Annotated in this window: 11 protein-coding genes; 8 read left to right on the top strand and 3 right to left on the bottom strand. The window is 66.0% G+C overall.

Translation table 11 applies throughout. The features are described 5' to 3' along the window. The first annotated feature begins 104 nt into the window (after positions 1-104). From AAGT95_RS11915 to AAGT95_RS11895, 5 genes are all read left to right on the top strand, one after another. Positions 105-2240 (top strand): TonB-dependent siderophore receptor, encoded by a 2136-nt coding sequence (locus AAGT95_RS11915; protein ID WP_342593908.1) that lies wholly within the window; start codon positions 105-107, stop codon positions 2238-2240. 266 nt (positions 2241-2506) lie between these two features. Continuing rightward, on the top strand, positions 2507-4075 hold the full coding sequence (locus AAGT95_RS11910) for an aspartate aminotransferase family protein (protein ID WP_342593907.1): 1569 nt from the start codon (positions 2507-2509) through the stop codon (positions 4073-4075). After that, entirely contained in the window at positions 4069-5391 is a 1323-nt protein-coding gene (locus AAGT95_RS11905) for a lysine N(6)-hydroxylase/L-ornithine N(5)-oxygenase family protein (protein ID WP_342593906.1), read from the top strand. Before AAGT95_RS11910 ends, AAGT95_RS11905 begins: the two co-directional genes overlap by 7 nt. Before the next feature lie 52 nt (positions 5392-5443). Continuing rightward, on the top strand, positions 5444-7981 hold the full coding sequence (locus AAGT95_RS11900) for a GNAT family N-acetyltransferase (RefSeq protein ID WP_342593905.1): 2538 nt from the start codon (positions 5444-5446) through the stop codon (positions 7979-7981). Between the two features lie 128 nt (positions 7982-8109). Then, the gene (locus tag AAGT95_RS11895) at positions 8110-8622 is read left to right on the top strand and encodes an RNA polymerase sigma factor (protein ID WP_110603166.1); all 513 of its coding nucleotides are present in this window, start codon (positions 8110-8112) and stop codon (positions 8620-8622) included. 19 nt (positions 8623-8641) lie between these two features. On the opposite strand, the gene AAGT95_RS11890 is transcribed toward AAGT95_RS11895, so the two are convergent. Together AAGT95_RS11890 and AAGT95_RS11885 are read right to left on the bottom strand one after the other, a co-directional pair. Next, positions 8642-9109: a GNAT family N-acetyltransferase gene (locus AAGT95_RS11890; protein ID WP_342593904.1), complete on the bottom strand. Its 468-nt coding sequence runs from the start codon at positions 9107-9109 to the stop codon at positions 8642-8644. Further along, positions 9106-10344 carry a hypothetical protein gene (locus tag AAGT95_RS11885; protein WP_342593903.1) on the bottom strand — a complete coding sequence of 413 codons (1239 nt, stop codon included), beginning with the start codon at positions 10342-10344 and terminating at the stop codon, positions 9106-9108. The genes AAGT95_RS11890 and AAGT95_RS11885 overlap by 4 nt, the downstream gene beginning before the upstream one ends. Positions 10345-10575: 231 nt before the next feature. Here AAGT95_RS11885 and AAGT95_RS11880 point away from each other — a divergent pair, with 231 nt between their 5' ends. Continuing rightward, on the top strand, positions 10576-11343 hold the full coding sequence (locus AAGT95_RS11880) for an ATP-binding cassette domain-containing protein (RefSeq protein ID WP_342593902.1): 768 nt from the start codon (positions 10576-10578) through the stop codon (positions 11341-11343). An 86-nt stretch (positions 11344-11429) separates the two neighbouring features. On the opposite strand, the gene AAGT95_RS11875 is transcribed toward AAGT95_RS11880, so the two are convergent. Then, complete coding sequence (locus tag AAGT95_RS11875) at positions 11430-12611, bottom strand: AAA family ATPase (RefSeq protein WP_342593901.1); 1182 nt, start codon at positions 12609-12611, stop codon at positions 11430-11432. Positions 12612-12823: 212 nt separating this feature from the next. Here AAGT95_RS11875 and AAGT95_RS11870 point away from each other — a divergent pair, with 212 nt between their 5' ends. Next, entirely contained in the window at positions 12824-14575 is a 1752-nt protein-coding gene (locus AAGT95_RS11870; protein ID WP_342593900.1) for an MFS transporter, read from the top strand. Then, entirely contained in the window at positions 14572-16614 is a 2043-nt protein-coding gene (locus AAGT95_RS11865; protein WP_342593899.1) for a RecQ family ATP-dependent DNA helicase, read from the top strand. The genes AAGT95_RS11870 and AAGT95_RS11865 overlap by 4 nt, the downstream gene beginning before the upstream one ends. The last annotated feature ends 52 nt before the right edge of the window (positions 16615-16666 follow it).

Genomic DNA, 16666 nt, shown 5'->3' with positions numbered 1-16666 from the left:
GAAAATAATTGTCATTGCGGTTCAGAAACCGGGCCTCCCTACGTCTTCTTACTGGCAACATTCATGGATAAGAACGATTTTCATTCAAGGGGAGCCTGTCGTTCATGCATCATGTTCTGCGCTATCCGGCAAGTGCACTGGCCTGCGCCTGCCTGTCGTTTCCCGTCTGGGCCCAGCAGACGGGCGACGACACCGTGGCCGCCACGGCGTCGGCTGAAACCGCCAACCTCGATACCGTCACGGTGACCGGACAGTCGGCCGCGACCAAGACCGAAACGCCCATCGTCGAAACGCCGCAGACGGTCTCCAACGTCGACCGCGCCGAGATGGACGAACGCGGCGTGCGCACGGTGCGCGAAGCGGCGCAGTACACGCCCGGGGTCTACACCAACCAGGTCGGCGCCTCCAATCGTTACGACTACCTGGTCATGCGCGGATTCTCCGACGGCAGCCTGAGCAACACCTATCTCGATGGGCTCAAGGTGATGGGCGATGCCAACAGCTACAGCTCGATGGTGATCGATCCGTGGTTCCTGGATAACGTCGAGATCGTCAAGGGGCCGGCCTCGGTGCTCTACGGGCGCTCGTCCCCCGGTGGTCTCGTGGCCCTGACCAGCAAGAAGCCGCTGTTCGAAAGTCGCAACGAGCTCCGCTTCAGCACTGGCACCAACAGCCAGCGCAGCGCCGCGTTCGACTTCTCCGGTCCGCTGGACGACGAGCGGCGCGTCGCCTATCGCCTGGTCGGCATCGGCAGCAAGTCGGACACCCAGTTCGACCATGTCGAGGAGGAGCGCTACGCCATCGCGCCCTCGATCACCTGGGACGCCACCGACGACACCAGCATCACCCTGATGGCCTACCTGCAGCACGATCCGGAAGGCGGCTATCACTCCGGCGTACCCTACGAGGGCGCCGTCAGTCGCCACAATGGCCGACATATCAGTAACAACTTCTTCGACGGCGAGGCCGACTACGACAAGTTCGAGCGCACCCAGCGCATGTTCGGCTACAACCTCGAGCACCGCTTCAGCGACAACGTCACCGGGCGGCAGAAGCTGCGCTACCTGAACTCGGACGTCGAGCTGAACCAGGTCTACGGCTTCGGCTGGGTGTCGCCGGACTCCAATGAGTTGAACCGCTACTACTCCGGCGGACGCGAGTCGCTGCAGGCCTGGACCGTCGACAACCAGGTGGAGGCGAAGCTCAAGAGCGGTTTCATCGACCACACCGTGCTGGTCGGCGTGGATTATCAGAAGCGCAAGAATGACGTCACCTGGACCTATGGTTCCTTCCCCAGCCTCGATGCCTTCGACCCCAGCTACGGTGCGGACCCTGAAGCGCCGGGTATCTACACGAGCGCGGAAGAGCGCCATGAACTCAGCCAGACCGGGATCTACCTGCAGGATCAGATGGCGATCGACCAGTGGCGTATCACCCTGGGCGGCCGCTACGACTGGGTCGATATCAAGAACAAGAACCATCTCACCGATAGCGAGAGCACACTCGACGACACCCAGTTCAGCGGTCGTGCCGGCGCGCTCTACCTGTTCGACAACGGCCTCGCGCCCTACCTGAGCTACAACACCGCCTTCACACCGACCAGTTTCGTCGATGCGGAAGGCGATCTGCTGGAACCCATGGAAGGTGAACAGTGGGAGACCGGGCTCAAGTACCAGCCTCCGGGAAGCCGCGATCTCTACACCTTGTCGCTGTTCCGGATCAATCAGAAGAACGTGGCCACCAAGGAGCAGCCCAGCGACCCCTACCGCTCCGTGGGCGAGATCCGCTCCCAGGGCGTCGAGCTGCAGGCCAGGACCTGGCTGACCGACAACTTCCGCCTGCAAGCCGGTTACAGCTACACCGACATTCGCTACACCAAGAGCAACGATCCGGACGAGGACGGCAACTACGCCATCTATGCGCCGCGCCACCAGGCCAGCCTGTGGGGCCACTACGCCTTTGATCGCGGCGCGCTCGACGGGCTCGATGCCGGCCTGGGCGTGCGCTACTACGCGGATGTCTATGCCGATCGCGCCAACACCGAAACGGTTCCCGACTACACCCTGGTGGATGCCGCTGTGGGTTATGACCTGAGTCAGGTCGGGCTGCAGGGGGTCAGCGCCCGGGTCAACGTCGGCAACCTGCTCGACAAGGAGTACGTGGCGTCGTGCAACTCGCTCGAGTACTGCTACTTCGGCGCGGAGCGTAACGTCACCGCCACCGTTTCCTATCAGTTCTGATCCCACCGGGAGGAGACCACAGCTAGACCATTCGACCACGCGGGCGCCTGGCGAACCGGGAGGCAGGGACGCCTCCCCGTCTCGACTCGCCACGCGACAGTCCGGCCCGGCAACGCCAGCGGGCCATCAACGCATCACCGTATTCGAGGTTCATCAACGCGCGCCCACGGCGTCGCGTAGGCCGCGCCTTTGTCCGCAGGAACGTCATCCCGGCGCTTCCGGCCATCGACCCAGGCGCCGAAGTGAGGCAATCAGGAGGATCTGCCATGCGATACGACACGGAGCTTGCTCCCGCCATTGTGCTACGACGCTCCCGACCCGATAGCCGGGACCAACCGCCGGCCCTGTTCAACGAGCAGGCGCTGGAGGCCTACCGCAGTGGCATGCAGCGCTGCGTCGAGCGGGTCCGGGACACCCTGACCCGTGCCCGGAATCCCTGCAGCGGCATCGAGCCCCGCGAACTGCAGCCAGCCTTCGAGGCGATCGATCTCGACCGGCCGCTCGACGATCTCGAGGCCAGCCTCGACGAGCTGCAGCGGCTCTATCTCGATCACGCCGTGTACTTCCACCACCCGCGCTACGTCGCGCATCTCAACTGCCCGATCACGCTGCCATCGATCCTGGCCGAGGCGATCGCCACGCCGCTCAACACGGCGGTGGAAACCTGGGACCAGAGCGCCGGCGCGACTCTGATCGAGCAGAAACTGATCGACTGGACGGCGGCGCGTGTCGGACTCGGCGAGGACGCCGACGGCGTGTTCACCAGCGGCGGTACCCAATCCAACCTGATGGCCTTGAGCATCGCCCGCGACAGCGCCTGCGAGGCGATGCCCGGACACCCCGGCAATCGCCATCACGGGCTCCCCCCGAACTACCGCCAGCTACGCATCCTCACTTCCGAGGTCAGCCACTTCAGCGTGCAGAAGGCGGCCGCGCTGCTGGGCCTCGGCTACGACGCCGTGATTACCGTGCCGAGCGACACTGACAAGCGCATGGATATCGGGGCGCTCGAGACGGCGCTGAACGAGTGCGACGAGGCGGGGCTGATTCCGTTCGCGATCGTCGCCACCGCAGGCACCACCGACTTCGGCAGCATCGACCCGATCCCCGCCATCGCCGAACGCTGCCGCCAGCGCGGCATCTGGCTGCATGTGGACGCGGCCTATGGCGGCGGGCTGCTACTCTCCCGCCGACACCGTCACTGGCTCGCCGGGATCGAGCAGGCGGACTCGGTCAGCATCGATTACCACAAGACCTTCTTCCAGCCGGTGAGCTGCAGCGCCTGCCTGGTTCGCGACCGCCGCCAGCTGCGCCATATCACCTATCACGCCGACTACCTCAACCCCCGCGACCAGGCCGAGGAAGGCACCCCGGACCTGGTCAACAAGAGCCTGCAGACCACCCGTCGCTTCGATGCCCTGAAGCTCTGGATGACCCTGCGCACGCTGGGTGCCGAGCGCCTGGGCGACTATCTCGACGAAGTGATCGAGCTGGCGCGGCAGACCTACCGGGCGATGCGCCAGCGAGACGACATCGAGGTACTGCTGCCGCCGGCGTTGAGCACGCTGGTCTTCCGTTACCGTCCCGGCGGCGTGGACGACGACAGCGATCTCGACACGCTCAACCAGCAGATCCGCCAGACGCTGTCGCGACGCGGCGAGGCGGTCGTCGCCGGTACGCGAGTCGACGGCCGCTTCCATCTCAAGTTCACGCTGCTCAACCCCATGACCCGCCTCGAGGAGCTGGTGGCGCTGGTGGCGGAGATCGCCCGGGTCGGCGAATCGCTGGCGTCGACCTCTCGTCCATCCCTCGTCTGGAGCCAGTCATCATGCTGAGCCGCATCTACGACTTCATCGCCGTCGGCCTGGGGCCGTTCAACCTCGGCCTCGCCTGCCTGACCGATCCCATCGACGATCTCGACGGCCTGTTCCTCGAGCGCCGTTCGAGCTTCGACTGGCACCCCGGGCTGCTGCTCGAGGATGCCACCCTGCAGACGCCCTTCATGGCCGACCTGGTCACGCTGGCCGACCCGACCAGCCGTTTCAGTTTCCTCAACTATCTGAAATCCCAAGGGCGACTCTACAACTTCTACATTCGCGAGAACTTCTTCCTGCTGCGCAGCGAGTACAACCGGTACTGCCAGTGGGTCACCACGCAGCTCGAGTCGCTGCGCTTCCATCGCGATGTCCAGAGCATCACCTACGACGACACCGAGCAGTGCTATCGCATCCGTTGCCGCGATACCCGGAAGAACGAGAATCGCATCTACCGCGCCCGCCGGCTGGTACTGGGCACCGGCAACGAGCCGCTGATTCCGGCGTGCTGCCAGCCGGTGGCGGAGCGCGTGGTGCACTCCTCCCGCTATCTCGACCACAAGGCCGCGCTGCAGGCTAAGTCGGCGATCACCATCGTCGGCAGCGGCCAGAGCGCCGCCGAGATCTATCTCGACCTGCTCGAGGGGATCGACACCCATGGCTATACCCTGAGCTGGGTCACCCGCTCGCCACGCTTCTTCCCGCTGGAGTACGGCAAGCTGACGCTCGAGATGACCTCGCCGGATTACATCGACTATTTCCATGCCCTGCCCGAGGCGACCCGCAACGCGCTGATGAGCCAGCAGAAGGGGCTCTACAAGGGCATCAATCTCGATCTCATCAACACCATCTACGACCGCCTCTACACCAAGAGCCTGCAGGGCAAGGTGGACACCCACCTGCTGACCTGCGCCCAGCTCGAGAGCTGCCGCTTCGATGCCGCCCATCGCCGCTTCGACCTGACCTTCACCCAGACCGAGCAGGATCGCCGCTTCGAACACCAGACGGAGGGCGTGATCCTGGCCACCGGCTACGCGGCGCAGACCCCGGCCTTCCTCGCCCCGATCGAGGACCGGATCCGCCGGGATGGCGCCGGTCGCTATGCGGTGGGCCGTTACTACGGCATCAGCACCGACGACGACATTTTCGTCCAGAACGCCGAGCTGCATACCCACGGCCTGGTCGCCCCCGATCTAGGCATGGCGTGCTACCGCAACGCCTGCATCATCCGCGAACTGGCCGGCCGCGAGGTCTATCCCGTGGAGCGCGGCTTCACCTTCCAGGACTTCGGCGCCCCCGACGACCGCGTGTTCCAGCCCCAGCGAGCCACGGCATGACCGCTGTCGCGCGCCGATTCGCCATCCCCGCTTGCCGTCAGGAGAGAGACGCATGAATCTACCGCAGAGCCGGCTGCCCGCCGCCAGGGTGAACGACGCCACAGGCATCACCACCGATCTCGAGACGAGCGCCACGTCGTCCAGCAGCCTCGATTCGCCCCACGTTCGCTTCTTTCGCGACTGGCCGGGCATCGGCACCCTCGCCCTGCGCCCCCTCGCGCTACGCCAGGATCTCGAGCTCGTGTACGACTGGGTCAGCAGCGAGCGCGCCCGCTTCTGGGGCATGAATGGCGACAGCCGGGATCAGGTCGCCGCCTTCTACCGGGAGATGCAGCAGAGCGACAGCGCCCAGGCGTTCATCGGCCTGCGTGACGGCCAGCCGGCGTTTCTGGTCGAGTGCTACGATCCCCGCCAGGATCCGGTCGGCGAGCAGTACGCCGTCCGGCCCGGCGACCGTGGAATGCACTTCCTGGTCGCGCCGAAAGCGCCAGCGGCCGCGCCGATCCACGGCTTCAGTCAGGCCGTGATCGATACCATCGTGGCATTCCTGTTCAGCGATCCGGGGACGCGCCGCATCGTCGTCGAACCGGACGTCACCAATGACAGGATCCACCCGCTCAACCGCCGGGCGGGATTCGTCTACGCGGGCGAGATCCGGCTGGCGGAGAAGACCGCGCGCCTGGGCTTCTGCACCCGCGAGCGGTTCGAGACGCTGCACGCCTCGCGGCGCCGCGACACTGCCATGGGCGAGGCCAGCGCCCACCTGCGGCCCGATCGCTGGCGGCGCGCCAACCGCGACCTGCTGTGCAAGGCGATCAGCGAGTTCGCCCACGAGCGACTGCTGCAGCCGGTCGCGGAAACCGAGATCGACGCCAACGGCTGGGCCGATTACGTCCTCGTCACCGATAGCGACGATATCCGCTATCGATTCCGTGCCCGGCGGATGGCACTGGATCACTGGTGGATCGACAAGGGAACGCTGGCCAAGACGCGCGACGGCGCCTCCCAACCGCTGGACGTGGCGCAGTTCCTGCTCGAGTGCCGCGCGCGCCTGGGCATCGATCCCGACAATCTGCCCACCTATCTGGAGGAGATCGCCAGCACCCTGGCCGGCATGGCCTACAAGTCAGGCCGTGACGTGCCGCCGGCCGGCGAACTGGCGCTGGCCGACTTCCAGACCCTCGAGACGGCGATGAGCGAAGGTCACCCCTGTTTCGTCGCCAACAGCGGCCGGATCGGCTTCGATATCGAGGACTATCACCGCTACGCACCGGAAGCCGGCGCCGCGATTCGCCCGCTGTGGCTGGCCGCCGCGCGCCACTGCACGGAGTACAGCGCCATCGAGGGCCTCGATGCCGAGACCCTGTTCGCCGAGGAGCTGGATGCGGACGTCCGCGAGCGTTTCGCTGACCGGCTGCGGGCGCTCGGGCTCGATCCCGATGACTACCTGCTGATGCCGGTCCACCCATGGCAATGGCGCCACAAGCTGGCGATCACCTTCGCCGGCGAAGTGGCCGAGCAGCGCCTGGTACTGCTCGGCGAGGCGGACGACGATTACCGCGCCCAGCAGTCGATCCGGACCTGGTTCAACGTCTCGCGGCCCCGGCGCCGCTACGTCAAGTTCGCGCTGTCGATCCTCAACATGGGCTTCATGCGCGGGCTGTCGCCCCACTACATGCGCGGCACGCCGGCCATCAATGCCTGGGTCGAGAATCTGGTCGCAAGCGACCCGGAACTGCAGGCGCAGGGATTCGGCGTACTGCGTGAAGTCGCCACGCTGGGCTATCACCACGCCGGTTTCGAGGCCGCTACCGACAAGCAAAGTCCGTATCAGAAGATGCTGGCGTGCCTGTGGCGGGAGAGCCCCTATACCCGCATCGCGCCCCATCGGCGACTGACGACCATGGCTGCGCTACTGCACCGGGACGCCGATGGCGATGCGCTGCTGCCGGCGCTGATCGACGCCTCCGGCGTCGGTGCCCAGGCCTGGATCGAGCGCTATCTGGCGGCCTACATGACACCGCTGCTGCACTGCTTCTACGCCCATGACCTGGTGTTCATGCCCCACGGCGAGAACCTGATCCTGCAGCTCGAGGATCACCTGCCGGTCGGCGCGATCCTCAAGGATATCGGCGAGGAGACCGGCATCTTCGACAACGGCCAGTCGCTGCCGGAGGCGGCCCGCCGCATTGCGGTGGAGGTGCCGGAGCACCTGAAGATCCTGTCGATCTTCACCGATCTGTTCGACTGCTTCTTCCGTTTCCTCGCCGAGATCCTGGTGGCCTCGAACCAGCTCGAGGAGGATGACTTCTGGCGGTTGGTGGCGGCTTGCGTGATCGACTACCAGCGCCGTCATCCGCAATTCGCCGACAAGTTCGCGCGCTTCGACCTGTTCGCGCCCGAGTTCACGCTGTCGTGCCTCAATCGTCTGCAGCTGCGCAACAACCGCCAGATGATCGACCTCGCCGATCCGTCGAAGAACCTGCAGTTCGCCGGCACGCTGGCCAACCCCATCGCCGCCTACCGGCCCTCGAGTGACAGTAACAATCAGGAGGCGGGAAAGACCGGGACGCTGACGACGACGAACTGAGCCTACCGTTAAGCGAAACACGTCACCACCGGGCGGCCATGAGGCGCCCGGTGATGACTTATTGCTAATGATTCTCATTTTTGCCATGATCGCGACACTTTTGTCGTTCTGCCCGCGGGGCCGCCCTCATGCGCGAAGCAATGTTCGAATCCCTCTACCGTCAACACCACCACGAGCTGCTCGGCTTTCTCGATCGCCAACTCGGTTCTCGGGACCAGGCCGCCGATCTCTGCCATGACGCCTACCTGCGTCTGCTCGACGCGCCGGTGCGCCGGGTGCTCGACAATCCGCGCGCCTACCTCTTCCGTATCGCTCGCAACCTGCTGATCGATCATCGACGCCGCCAGCACCCCGAACTGATCGCCATCGATGCGCTGGAGCCGGTACTGGTCTGTCCGCGCGTCTGCCCGGAGACAGATGCCTGCCAGCGACAGTGTGTCCATCAGCTCACGCGGACATTGGGTGCACTGCCCGATCGGCTGCGCCAGGCACTGATCTGGCATCGCCTGGAAGGGTTGACCCAGCGCGAGATCGGCCAGCGTCTCGGCGTCTCGGAGCGCATGGCGGGACGCTATATCGCCCAGGCGACGACCCGCTGTCAGGACGAGCTGGAGATGCTGGACGGCGAGCCACGCCACTGACGGTCCGCTGAGCGGCCAGTCAGTCCTCGGCCGACCGATGGCCGGCTCGGTCGGGATACCACGCCATGCCGATGGCATGCGTTGGCTCGAAACCGAACTGGGCGTAGAGCCGGTGGGCCTCGCCGTCTGCCAGCAGGCTGACGAAGGCGTTTTCCGGCGCCTCGCGCAGGATATAGGCGCGGATCTCGGCCATGATCCGCTTGCCCAGGCCACGCCCCTGGTGCGCTGGTTGCACGGCGATATCCACCACCTGGTAGAAGCAACCGCCGTCGCCGACGACGCGCCCCATGCCCACCGTCTCGTCCCCCTCTTCCTCCTGATGGACGACCTGCACGGCAAACAGGCTGCCGGGCAGGCCGCGTTCGGCTCCGGCGGCACTGCGCGGGTTCATGCCGGCCTCGCGGCGAAGCCGCATATAGGTCTCGATATCGGGCGGTTCGAGGACCAGGCGATAGGCTTCGTTGTCATCGCAGGCTTCGTGTTTCATAGCGTGGGATCCGTTCTCGCATCGTTTTCCGGTCGAGTCTGCAGTGTGCCATCGCCAGGCGAGCGCTGCCTTTTCATCAGCCATCGCGGCGTTCTCGAGGTCGCTCTCAGCAACGGCACCAGTAGCCACAGCAGCGGCGCCAGCAACCAGCGATAGACGAACCGGACGACGATCAGCAGCGGCAACAGCACCACCACCCAGAGCAGGAACTGCCCCAGCCATACCGGCCAGCCCAGCCATCGCGAGACGTTGGCACCCAGCGCACTGACCAGACTGGGATGCCGCACGACCACGTAGGCCGTGCCGGTGATCGCCGCGACCTTGGTGGCCCGCGAAAGATTGACGAAGCGTCCGCCACCGGCCAGCAAGCCACGTCCGGCGGCCCGCGCGCCCTGCCCTTCGGCGGCCGCACCCGCCCGCACCGCACGTCCGGCCCGCAGCACCTTGACCGCGCTGGCCATCACCAGCAGGTCGACACCCGCCCAGCCGATATCGGCCACCCCGATCGCCTCGCCGCGTCGCCACTGGCTCTCCAGGTCGCGCAGCCCGCTGGTGAAGAGATCACCGAGGTCGCTCACCAGGCGCTCGCTCTGCAGCCACTGCACCTCGCCATCAGAGTCGACCACGAACTGCTGCAGAAAATCGTGGCCCTTGGCATCGAGAATGGCGATGGCGACCTGCCCGCGGCGGGCCGGCGTCAGCGATGAGTCGGCCTTGTCGCTCTCCTCTGGGATCGCGTCCTCGGCCTGGCTCTCGCTATCGCCCTGGCCGGAAGAGACGCCCGCGCCGGTATCGCGCGCGTCATCGTCCCACCAGCGCGCCAACCGTTCGCTCGCCGCGCGGTAGCGGGTACCCATCCAGTGCTGCGCCCGCAGCGTGGCGATATCGTGATCGCGGTAATAGACCACCGGCAGGACCGCATCCGCCCCGTAGCGCACCAGCACCCGCTGGAATGCCGGATCGAGCCCGTAATCGAGCAGCGCCGATCGCGCCAGATCGCCGTGGTTCCGGATCGCGAGCCAGGCGCTGGTCCACAGTGCCGGCTCGTCGGCGTAGCTCAGGAAGAGCGCATTGATCTCCGGCGACTCCCCGGCCAGCCCGTTGGCCAGCGACGGCAGGGCCCGCTGGGTTTCCAGTTTTACCAGCCGCGGCTCGAACGGTTCGTGGGAGGCGACGGCGGACAGCACGCCCGCGCCGACGAGCGCAAACAGCAAGATCGATAGCCACAGTTTCACGGGCTCACGCTCCTTATTCGGGGGTTCACGCATCTTTTCATGGGTCCACGCCCCTCTTCATGAATTCACGCTTCTCTTCGTGGATTCACACTCCTCGGGGACGGCTAGTCGGCAGCCAGGGGGAGCCGCCAGACGATAAACGGCGACAACTGCCTTTGATAACCGTTCGTATTTGAATTAGGATTGCATTCCGTCACGTGACCCACCATTCACCGCGAGGTTGCCCCGGCCATGTTCGAAGTCCAGTCGGCGAGCTTCGAGATTGCGGGCAAGACGCTGCTCTCTCCCATCGATTTCACCTTCGGTGAAGGCCGGGTCTATGGCCTGATCGGGCACAACGGTTCCGGCAAGTCGACGCTGCTGAAGCTGCTCGCGCAACAACAGCCGGTGAGCCAAGGCAACATCCGGCTCGATGGTCGGCCGCTGTCGCACTGGAAGCCTCGCGAGTTCGCACGCCACGTCGCCTATCTGCCGCAACATCTGCCCAGCGCGGAGAACCTCACCTGCCGCGAACTGATCGGTTTCGGCCGCTACCCCTGGCACGGCCTGCTGGGCCGCCTCAACGGCCACGACCATCAGCAGATCGAGCGTGCCATCGCCCTGACCCACACCGAAGCGTTCGCCGATCGCCTGGTCGATACCCTTTCCGGCGGCGAGCGGCAACGGGTCTGGCTGGCGATGCTGCTGGCCCAGGGTAGCCGCTACCTGCTGCTCGACGAGCCGCTGGCCGCACTCGACATCGCCCATCAGGTCGAAGTGCTGGCGCTGGTGCGCAAGCTCTGTCGCGAGCTGGGGCTCGGCGTGATCATCGTGCTCCACGACGTCAACATGGCCGCGCGCTACTGCGATCACCTGGTCGCGCTGCACAGCGGCAAGCTGCTTGCCGAAGGCGCGCCCGCCAGCATGATGAACGATACCAACCTGGAAGCCATCTACGGCATTCCCATGCGGGTCATGAACCACCCCGCCGACGCCTGCCCCATCGCGGTACTGCAGTAGACGTCTTCCGGGCCCAACCGCCGTACCGGCCGGTCTCGATACCAACTACTGTCGTTTACCCCCGCGCCTGCAGGTTGTCGCAAGACTCACTCCGCCCAGTGCCAGGAAGGCTCATCTAACGGTCCCTGACCAATGATCACGGTTTCGCCCAACGACTTGTCCAGGGCGATGGCGTTACAACTGGCGTCGTTCTCCAGCGCCGCGACCAGGCGCGGAGAATGGGAGACCACCCACACCTGGGTCTCACGAGACGCACGCACGATCAGCCGCCCCAGGGCGGGCAATAGATCCGGGTGCAGGCTGGTCTCCGGCTCGTTCAGCACCATCAGGGAGGGAGGCCTGGGCGTGAGCAGAGCCGCCACCAAAAGCAGATAGCGCAGCGTACCGTCCGACAGTTCCGCTTGGTTCAACGGGCGCAGCAGTCCCTCTTGATGAAACCGCAACAGAAATCGATTGCCCGCGTCGGCCTCGAATCCGAGCGATGCCCCAGGGAATGCATCCTCGATGGCCGCGTGCAGGGCCGGTCGGTCGCCGATTTCGTGGATAGTGCGTAGGGCGGCCACCAAGTCGTGACCGTCGTGATCAAGCACAGCGGTTCGTGTGCCAATCTGTGGCGTACGAACGGGAGCGTGCGGGTCAGTCCTGAACTGATCGTAGAAGCGCCAGCTGCGAATGGCCCGGCGCACCGTGTAAACCTCTGGCACAGCGACCGGGTCGCTGATCTCGCTCAGGATGCTCTCGTGACTACCGAGATGGGCGTCGTATACCGACCACTGCCGCCCCGAGCGAACCTTGACCACCGGTCCCTTGCGATCGACCAGGCAACTGCTGGGCCGGTAGGCGTGGCCGCTCCAGATGCACTCGCGCTTGATTTCGGGGTCGAGCTGGAACATGGACGGCTCCCGATAGCCCGCGAATCCCTGGGGTGATGGCATTCCCAGCGAAATGGCATAGCCGAACGCCTCCGCCGCGAATCCCAGCCGCAGTCGCGGCCGCTGTCGCCGAGAACCGCCCTGAATGGGCGCGGAGCCCTCGCGCATTTCTCGGGTCAGTGTCTCAGGCCCGGCCCAGAAGGTGTGATCCAGACCGCCCTCCTGGGCAAGCGAGGCGACCAGATTGCCGCTGGCGGACTCGGCCAGAAGCCGCAGCGACTTGTACAGATTGGACTTGCCGCTGCCATTGGGTCCGGTGACTACGTTGAGCTCGGAAAGCGGCGAGACAACGTGCTTGAGGCTGCGATAGTGAGATACAGCGAACGCATTGATCATACTCGACATGGCTCCATGACACGGCCTGGGAACGGCCTGCACCTCCTCCTGATACCGAGGCCTTCCCGCGAAATCACCCTCAAATCGATCCGCGCGAAGGCTACACTGGACTCGGGCGACGATGCACAGGATGCTAACCTTCAGCGCCGGGCCGCGTGGGCCCAGTCACCCATATCGTGCCTTCCGATTCGCCTCCTGTCTGCGAGCTTGTCATGCTGCAACCCGTTTCCCGCCAGAGCGACCTGACCCTCGAACCCGAGCAGACGCCGCCACGCCCGGCGGATGTCAGCACCTTCGCCCCGCTGGGCGTCCCCGCCTTCCGGATGATCTGGATCGCCAACCTGTTCGCCAACCTCGGCTTGTGGGCGCAGTCGGTGGCGGCGGCCTGGGTGGTGACCTCGAACGACGGCGGCGCGGTGGCGGTGGCGATGATCCAGGTCGCGGCGGCGCTGCCGCTGGTACTGATGTCGATCGTCACCGGCGTGATCGCCGACAACTACGATCGCCGCAAGGTGATGCTGTTCGGGCTGGGCATCGAGGTCCTGGGCGGCGTGTTCGTTACCCTGATCGCGTTTCTGAATCTGCTGTCACCGACCTTACTGATCGTCTCGATTCTGTGCGTCTCGATCGGCGGCGCGATCACCACCCCCGCTTGGCAGGCCGCGGTCAACGAGCAGGTGCCGCGCAACCTGGTCTCGAGCGCCGTGCTGCTCAACAGCGTCAACTATAATGCCGCCCGCGCCATCGGCCCGGCCATCGGCGGCCTGCTGCTGGCGGCAGTGGGACCGTCATGGATATTCCTGCTCAACGTGTTCTGTTTCTGCGGGCTGATCGCCGCCCTGTGGCGCTGGAAGCGTGCCGTACTGCCCAAGTCGCTGCCGCCGGAGCGGCTGTGGGAAGGGGTCAAGGCGGCGCTGCATTTCGTCCAGTACTCCAGCGTCACCCGGCTGGTGATGATGCGTTCGTTCATCTTCGGCATCTCCGCCAGCGCGCTATGGGCGCTGCTGCCGCTACTGGCCCATCAGCATCCCAGCGGCAGCGCCTCGCTCTACGGCTACATGCTCGGCGGCCTCGGCGTCGGCGCCATCGCCGGCAGCACCCTGGTCAACCGGGCCCGCCAGCGTCTTGGCAGCAGCCGGCTGATCAGTTTTTCCGCCATGTTGCTGGGGCTGGTGATGCTGGCGCTGGGCGGGCTCGACACGTTATGGGTGCTGTTCCCGGCACTCATCGTCGGTGGCAGCTGCTGGATCGCGGCGGTGGCCTCCTACAACTCCTCGGTACAGATCCTGGTCCCGGACTGGGTCAAGGCGCGGGCGCTGGCGCTGTACCAGACTGCGCTCTACGCCGGGCTGACCCTGGGTTCGCTGCTATGGGGGCAACTGGCCGAGGGGCTGGGGGTGCAGATGGGGCTGATGCTGGCCGGCGGATTGCTGATCGTCTCGGCGCTGCTGCTGCTTCCCTCCAAGCTGCCGAACCTGGACGCCGGCGATCTGGTCGAGGCACCGGAGGCCCACACCGATCAGCCCGATTTCGAGTTCAACCCGGCACGGGGCTCGGTGATGGTGACCGTCGAGTACCGCATCGATGGTGACCATCTGCGGGAATTCGCCCGCGCCGTCCGTCCGCTGCGCCGGCTACGGCTGCGCAACGGCGCCAAGCGCTGGTCGCTCTATCGGGATGTCGTCGATCGCGACCTGTGGCAGGAGGTCTTCCTGGTGCCCAACTGGCTGCAGCACCTGCGCATGCTGGATCGACTGACCCTGGCCGACCGCGCCATCATCGACCGGGTCACCGCGCTGCACAGCGGTCCGGAGGCGCCGCGCCTGCGCCACGGCGTCAGCTATCGCTCGTCGCGACACGCCCAGCCGTCGTTGACGCCCCACCAGACCGAACCGCCCGCCGAGGAGTCGGCCGACGCCCAATCGCTGGCGGCGACCGCGCCGTGGCCCCAGGAGAGAACATGATCCAGGCGAACATCCAGGGCGCCCGCGAAACCCTGTTCGACGTGTTCGGCTTCGCGGAGTTTCGCGGCGGCCAGGAGGCCGTCGTCGAGCGCGTCATCGCCGGTCGCTCCACCGCGGCGATCTTCGCCACCGGCGCCGGCAAGTCGCTCTGCTATCAGTTGCCGGCGCTGCATCTGCCGCATCTCACCCTGGTGGTCTCGCCGCTGCTGGCGTTGATGCAGGACCAGTTGGCCTTTCTCCAGCGCCATGGCGTGGCGGCCGCAAGCCTCGATTCGACCCAGGATCGCGACACCGCCCGCGAGATCATGGAGCGCGCCCGGCGCGGCGAGCTCAAGATCCTGATGGTGTCGGTGGAGCGGCTCAAGAACGAGCGCTTTCGTCACTTCCTGCGTCAGGTGGCGATTTCGCTGCTGGTCATCGACGAAGCACACTGCATCTCCGAGTGGGGCCATAATTTCCGGCCCGACTATCTGAAGCTGCCGGATTACCAGCGCGAGTTCGGCATCCCCCAGGCGCTACTGCTGACCGCCACCGCCACCCCCGCGGTGATCGACGACATGCGCGCCAAGTTCGCCATCGCCGAAGACGATGTGGTCACCACCGGCTTCTATCGCGACAACCTGGAGCTGCTGGTCCAGCCGGTCGAGACCGACAGCCGCCTCCCCGCACTGGTCGAATGGCTGGCGCCGCAACGCGCACCGCAACAGCAATCGCCCACCATCATCTACGTCACGCTGCAGCAGACCGCCGAGTCGGTGGCGAAGGCGCTGGCGAACCAGGGCTTCACGGCGCGCGCCTATCACGCCGGCCTCGACAGCGAGACCCGGGACCGGATCCAGCAGGGCTTCATGGAGGGCGAGATTCCCTGCATCGTCGCTACCATCGCCTTCGGCATGGGAATCGACAAGGGCGATATCCGCAACGTCATCCACTACGACCTGCCCAAGTCGATCGAGAACTACAGCCAGGAGATCGGCCGCGCCGGCCGCGACGGCAAACCGTCGCGCTGTCTGATGCTGGCCGGTCGGGACGGCCTGCGGGTGCTCGAGAACTTCGTCTACGGCGACACCCCGGAGCGCGAGGGTATCCGCCACGTGCTCGGCGAGATCGCCGACGCCGGCCGGCAGCCGGCGCGCCAGTGGCCGGTGCTGCTCAACACGCTCTCCCGCGACAGCAACGTCCGGCTGCTGCCGTTGAAGACGCTGCTGGTCCGGCTCGAGATGCATGGCGTCATCGCGCCCCGCTTCGCCTACCTGGCCGAGTATCGCCTGCGCTATCTCGACGACACCGCCGCCCTGATCGCGCGCTTCGAAGGCGAGCGCGCCGACTTCGTTCGCCTGCTCGTCGACAACATCGCCGTCGCCAGGACCTGGGGCACGGTGGATTTCGAGCGACTCCATCAGGCCGGTGCCGCCGCGGGAATCGATGCCTCGCGCTCGAGGGTCATCGCCGCCCTGGAGTACTTCCAGGACAAGGGCTGGGTGGTGCTGGAAGGCAAACGCATGACCGACGTCTACGAGGTCCGCCAGCCCGAACTCGATATCGACGCGCTCGCCGATCGACTGCTGGCGGAGAGCCAATCCCGGGAGCAGGCGGAGATCGACCGCCTCCAGGCCATGCTGGAGCTGTTCGAATCGGAGACCTGCCTGACCCGGCGACTCGCCGCCTACTTCGGCGACACCCGGTTCGAGCAGCCCCAGGCCACCCAAGGCTGCGGCCAGCCGGATCAGACTGCCCAAGGCTGCGGCCACTGCTCGGTCTGCCACGGCCATGTCGCACGCCTGCCGGGGGCACCGGCACTGCCCGCACTGACCGATGCCGACTTCACCCGCCAGGCCGGGCCATTCATCGAACGCCACCGCGAACAGCTCGGGACGTCGCCCGGCGCGCAGCGCATCGCCCACTTCCTGTGCGGGCTGTCGATGCCGGTGTTCACGCCACTCAAGGCGCGGCAGTTGAACGGCTTCGGCGTCCACGAGCAGCGCCCCTACCCCGATGTCAGGGCGTGGATCGAGAAACGGATCGCCCAACCAGGCTGAGCGCTTAGCCTCTCCAGCGTCGACGCCCGCCTCTGATTCGGCAATCCACCTT

It is taken from the genome of Salinicola lusitanus (genome assembly GCF_038648475.1).
In the GTDB taxonomy this organism is placed as follows: Bacteria; Pseudomonadota; Gammaproteobacteria; order Pseudomonadales; family Halomonadaceae; genus Salinicola; species Salinicola lusitanus.
The sequence above is the reverse complement of the archived record's forward strand: the minus strand, read 5'-3'. Positions and strand labels throughout refer to the sequence as shown.